The organism is Bradyrhizobium manausense, from assembly GCF_001440035.1.
Taxonomy (GTDB): domain Bacteria; phylum Pseudomonadota; class Alphaproteobacteria; order Rhizobiales; family Xanthobacteraceae; genus Bradyrhizobium; species Bradyrhizobium manausense.
In genome coordinates this window covers 416611-419633 of record NZ_LJYG01000108.1, presented here as the reverse complement: position 1 = coordinate 419633, position 3023 = coordinate 416611, and the positions used below count along the sequence as shown (strand labels likewise).

Below are 3023 nucleotides of genomic sequence, written 5' to 3'. Positions count from 1 at the left end.
CCGCCATGAGCAGCCGCCGATTGAGGACACCAGTTCCGAATTGCTTATTGGCGCGATGCTTCCCACCGCCCGCTGCACGGTATACCTGCAGATGCTCCATTCCACTTCCCCGATCCGGCATTGCCGCTGAGTTGACCGTTGGCATATGCACCATTGATCGAAACTTTCACAAGACCCCCACTGCCGATGGTGCCGGAAACGTTAGCGCCGGGCGCGGTGATCTTGCCGTCGGCGACCGTCAGCATGGAGCTTGCGGTCGGCTCGCAGGAACCGGTCTTGGTCACGATGGTGACGTGCCAATTGCCGTCATAGGGAGTCTGGGCGAAAGCGGGAGCGGCGAGGCTGGCAGTAACAATTGAAGCGGCACAGAACGCCGCAATGCGACCAAAACGCATGAATTCCGTCCTTGAATGTGTCTGATATGCTGACTGTTATTCGGGCCAAATGTGACGGAAATTTGGTGCGATGCAATTGCGAAAATTGTTCCAGTGGAAACAATGGTTTATTTGCGATCTTGGCTCCGATTTTTGAAGCAGAATCAATGCGGCCTCACGTTCATCCTTAACGCGAGAAGCGACTCAGGAAAGACCTCCTAGGAAAGACTTGGCGCTGAGGTCGCGAACTGCTCGTCCTGAGTCTTGGCCGGCAACGCCTTGTGGACCTTGGCGTAGTCGATCACGTCGGCGAGCAGCTTGAGCCCCAGCGGGGCCAGCGCACGCTCCCAGAGCTCGCGAGCGGTCTCGCCCTTCTTCACGAAGCACCAGTCCTGAGCGGCGATGGCGCCGGCGTCCATGCGGTCGGCGAGGTGATAGATGGTGCCGCCGGCGATCGGGTCGCCTTCCTTGATGGTCCATTCCACCGCGGCCTTGCCGCGATGGCGCGGCAGCAGCGAGGGGTGGTAGCCGATCCCGCCGAGCTTGCTGGCTGCGAGCGCGTCCTTGCCAACCCGGGCATGACTGTGGGCGGTGATGATCAGATCGGTGTCGGGGGCAATCTCGGAGGCCACCACCAGCTTGGGATTGGCCTGCACCACCACCTCGATGCCGGCGGCCTTGGCCGTCGCGGCAAGGCGGTCGTCCGCGTCAGCCACCACGACCCGCACGACCCCGACGCCGTGTTCGCGAAGCATGTTCAGGGTGGTCACGCCGAAATGGCGGGAGCCGACGAGGGTAATGCGCATGGGTGTCTGATCCGTCTCGCAACTGCGTCATCCCCCGATAACACGTCCGGGTGCCCTGTCACCACCCGCCCGGCGTTTGCGGGGGTTATCAACAATGCAGGGCAGGACTGATGAACGCGGCGATCGCACCATTGGCCGTTCCGGAGCTTCCATAAGCGCACTGTGACCTTGGGCCGAGCAGCGGCCTTGTCGTTGTCCGCCGCACCGGATCATCAAACGGTAACACGTTCTCAACCCAGTTGTCGTATCGACGAATCCGTCGCGGATTTGTATTGCGTACCGCGACACCAAAAATGTCCCGCCGGCGTGGGTGCGCCGCGCGGGCATTTTTGCCGGGACCGATGTCATGTCGAACGCAATTGCGCAGATCGTGGACGCCTATGTGCGGCTGAAGAACCGCCGTGGCCTCGACGAGCTGATGATGCACAGGCAGCGGCTCGCCGTTGACCTGAAGGGCAGGTCAGGCGCGTACGATTTGAGCCTGCCGATCAGCAAGATCAACGAGGAGATCGCGATCATCGAGGAAGGTCTCAGCCGGCTGAAGGCTGAATCCAACGACATCTGACGCTTTAGTCGCGCCGTCCGCCATCGATCACGGTGAACAGCGGCCGCGCCGGGGTCGGCTCGACCAGCAATTCCTCCACCAGCGCCGTTGCCGCGTCGACATATTTGCGCGTGGGCTTGTCGAGCTCGCGTTTGGCCTCGTCATCGAGCGCGACCTTGGCGGCCTCGACCAGCTTGCGCATCCGCGCCGCGTGGTCGTCGCCTGCCGTCAACGTCGCGCGCGCCAGCGAGCGCAGCACGAACAGCTCGCCTTCGAGGCGAAGCAGGCGGTCGTTGAGCCGGGTGAGGACAGCGTTGAGGTCGGCCATAGTGTGCTGTTCGGGCGTGCTGCTCGTTGCAGGGATCCTGACCCGTCTAGCTGTCATCGGTGAACGGAGTGCAAATGCCGAAGGTGCAATTGGTCCGATCAGCCCGGGATCAGGCCGCGGTTCGGGCCAGATAGTCCCGGGCAAACGCAAGATACCAATCAAGGCAGGCCGGATTGGCCATCGCTTCCTTGTTGATGACCTTCTCGACGGGCTGGCCGAGCAGCAGCTTCTTGATCGGCAGCTCCTGCTTCTTGCCCGACAGCGTGCGCGGGATCTCGGCGACGGCAAAGATCTCATTCGGCAGGAAGCGGCGTGAGAGGCGGGCCTCGATCGCCTTGTTGATCTTCGCCTGCATTGCGCCATCCAAGGCGACACCCTCGCGCAGCACGACGAACAGCGGCATGTAGCTGTCGCGGCCGAGATATTCGAGGTCGACGACGAGGCTGTCGAGCACCTCCGGCAGCGCCTCGATGGCGGAATAGAGCTCGCTGGTGCCCATGCGCAGCCCGTGCCGGTTGATCGTCGCATCGCTGCGGCCGTAGATCACGCAGGAGCCATCCGGATTGATCTTGAGCCAGTCGCCGTGCCGCCACACCGGGCCGCGGCCGCTGCCGTCGAAATTGTCGGGATAGGTCTCGAAATAGCTGGCGAGATAGCGCGCGTTGCCCTTGTCGTTCCAGAAATAGAGCGGCATCGACGGCATCGGCTCGGTGCAGACGAGCTCGCCGACCTCGCCCGTCACGGCGCGGCCCTGTTCGCTGAACGCTTCCACGGCCGCGCCGAGCAGGCGGCATTGCATCGCGCCCGGCGTCTGCGGCAATTCCCTGTTGCCGCCGATGAAGGCGCCGGCGAAATCGGTGCCGCCGGAGATGTTCGCCCACCAGATGTCGGCCTGCGCCTTGCTGCCGTTGAGCTGCGACAGCGCAGTGAAGCGCGCGTTGAACCAGGCCTGGGTGTCGGCGCTGAGCGGC

Annotated in this window: 5 protein-coding genes; 1 reads left to right on the top strand and 4 read right to left on the bottom strand. The window is 63.1% G+C overall.

The genetic code is table 11. The annotated features are described in order from the left end of the window. Positions 1-44 precede the first annotated feature (44 nt). Entirely contained in the window at positions 45-395 is a 351-nt protein-coding gene (locus tag AOQ71_RS44135; protein WP_083514634.1) for a hypothetical protein, read from the bottom strand. Between the two features lie 197 nt (positions 396-592). After that, the gene (locus AOQ71_RS32075; RefSeq protein ID WP_057755630.1) at positions 593-1180 is read right to left on the bottom strand and encodes a formyltransferase family protein; all 588 of its coding nucleotides are present in this window, start codon (positions 1178-1180) and stop codon (positions 593-595) included. 346 nt (positions 1181-1526) lie between these two features. Between AOQ71_RS32075 and AOQ71_RS32070 the strand changes: the two genes are divergently transcribed. Further along, complete coding sequence (locus AOQ71_RS32070) at positions 1527-1745, top strand: hypothetical protein (protein WP_057756704.1); 219 nt, start codon at positions 1527-1529, stop codon at positions 1743-1745. Between the two features lie 4 nt (positions 1746-1749). Here the strand turns inward: AOQ71_RS32070 and AOQ71_RS32065 are convergent, their stop codons facing one another. Both AOQ71_RS32065 and AOQ71_RS48910 read right to left on the bottom strand, forming a co-directional pair. Continuing rightward, positions 1750-2052 carry a hypothetical protein gene (locus tag AOQ71_RS32065; protein ID WP_011087444.1) on the bottom strand — a complete coding sequence of 101 codons (303 nt, stop codon included), beginning with the start codon at positions 2050-2052 and terminating at the stop codon, positions 1750-1752. 109 nt (positions 2053-2161) lie between these two features. Next, on the bottom strand, positions 2162-3023 hold an 862-nt coding region (locus AOQ71_RS48910), incomplete at its 5' end, for an acyl-CoA synthetase family protein (protein ID WP_488226154.1).